Raw genomic sequence first — 1,993 nt, forward strand, 5'->3', positions numbered from 1 at the left:
GTCACCGAAGTAGCAGAGCGCAAGTCCGGGAACGCCGTATCCTACAGCGCTGCTGTCCTTGAGCTTTATGCAGATCTCTCCTGTCTCGCCCACGCCTGCGGGAGTACCGTCGGGAAGAAGCACCTGTACGTCGTACTGCGGATTGGGTTTGCCCATGCTGCCCGGCTTGGGCTCCATGCCCACGACGTTTGCAATAGAAAGGGTGGTCTCGGTCTGGCCGAAGCCCTCCATGAGCTTGATTCCTGTAGCCTTGTAGAACTGGTGGAACACCTCGGGATTGAGGGCTTCGCCTGCGATACAGGCATACTTCAGTGATGAAAGGTCGTACTTTGAGAGATCTTCCTTGATGAAGAAGCGGTACATAGTAGGAGGAGCGCAGAATGATGTGATATTGTATTTCTTGAACATCGGGAGTATATCATCTGCATGGAATCTGTCAAAGTCGTATACGAATACTGCAGCCTCGCACATCCACTGTCCGTAGAGCTTGCCCCAGAGAGCCTTGCCCCAGCCTGTGTCCGAGATGGTGAAGTGCAGACCGTTGGGATCTGCGTTCTGCCAGTAGCGTGCGGTCACATAATGACCGAGAGGGTACTGATAGCTGTGGAGAACCAGCTTAGGATTGCCCGATGTGCCCGAGCTGAAGAAGATCAGCATGGGATCTGTGCCGCAGGGAGTATCGGCTGTGCGCTCAAAATGAGTGCTGTATGCAGATAGCTCCTCATTGAAATCGTGCCAGCCTTCGCGCTGACCGTTAACGAGTATCTTCGTTCTGAGTGTGGGCGAAACAGCACAGGCCTTATCGACTTCATCAGCAACGTCACCGTCAGCTGTGCAGACAATAGCAGATACTTCGGCAGAATTGAAACGATATTCCAGATCATGCTCCTTGAGCATATTTGATGCCGGGATAACAAGTGCGCCGATGCGGTGAAGTGCGATTATGGAGAACCAGAACTGATAGTGGCGCTTGAGTATGAGCATAACGCGGTCACCGCGCTTTATACCGAGGGATTTGAAATAATTTGCAGTCTGACATGAATACTTCTTGATGTCCTTGAATGTAAAACGACGCTCGTTTTTATTGACATCGACATATATCATAGCGGTCTTATCCGGACATTTTTCTGCCATAGCGTCCACGATGTCGTATGCAAAGTTGAATTTATCCTGATTTACAAAGTGAACTCCGCTGAGTATTCCCTCATCGTTGGTCTCGCATTGTACGAATTTCTCCGATACAGGATGCAGGAGGCCTGCCTTGTCTACATTTGTGAGATGATGCTCTGCGATCTGCTCATGGAATTCGGTCATTCCCGTTGTTCCGCGCGGAGCCATTACGAAAGCGTAGATCTCGCAGTCTTCGCCGCCGAGAGCTACTTCGTCATGGGGCATGGAGCTGTCATAATAGATACAGTCGCCTTCATGGAGTATCTCGGTATGAGAGCCTACGGTCATACGTACTGTGCCCTTGATAACGATATCCATTTCCTGACCGGCATGGCTTGCCATATGCAGAGGCTGGGAAAGAGCTTCCTCTGAATAGGGGATGACCACATGGAATGGTTCAACGATCTTGTTCTTGAATTTTGATGCAAGGCGGTTGTAGGCAAAACCCTTTCTGCGGACGATAGGTACGCCTTCGCCCTTGCGAGTGATGGTATAGCCGCTGAGCTCGGGGCTGCTGCCCTCCATAAGATCGGTTATGTCAACATTGAAGGTGTTCGCGCATTTGTAGATGAACGTAAAGCTGAAGTCACGTTCGCCCGACTCGAATTTTTTGTAGTCCTCAACGGAGTATCCGGTATTTACAGCCATTTCCTCAACTGAAATACCAAGGTCTTCACGCAGATGAGAAATACGCTCTGCGACTTCCCTGATTCTTACTTCTGCATTCTGTAATTCCGCCATTTTACTCATATTAATCTCTCCTTTTAAAATTGATACTGGAAAATGAAACGGTCGCAGGGAAATAATGCCGCTGTATTTTGCC

General features: G+C 49.7%; 1 protein-coding gene. It reads right to left on the reverse strand.

Annotated elements, in window-relative coordinates:
- A partial coding sequence (locus RF007C_RS13380; protein ID WP_051456676.1) for an AMP-binding protein occupies window positions 1-1,920 on the reverse strand: 1,920 nt, incomplete at its 3' end.
- Window positions 1,921-1,993 lie beyond the last annotated feature (73 nt).

Source organism: Ruminococcus flavefaciens 007c, assembly GCF_000571935.1.
GTDB lineage: Bacteria > Bacillota > Clostridia > Oscillospirales > Ruminococcaceae > Ruminococcus > Ruminococcus flavefaciens_F.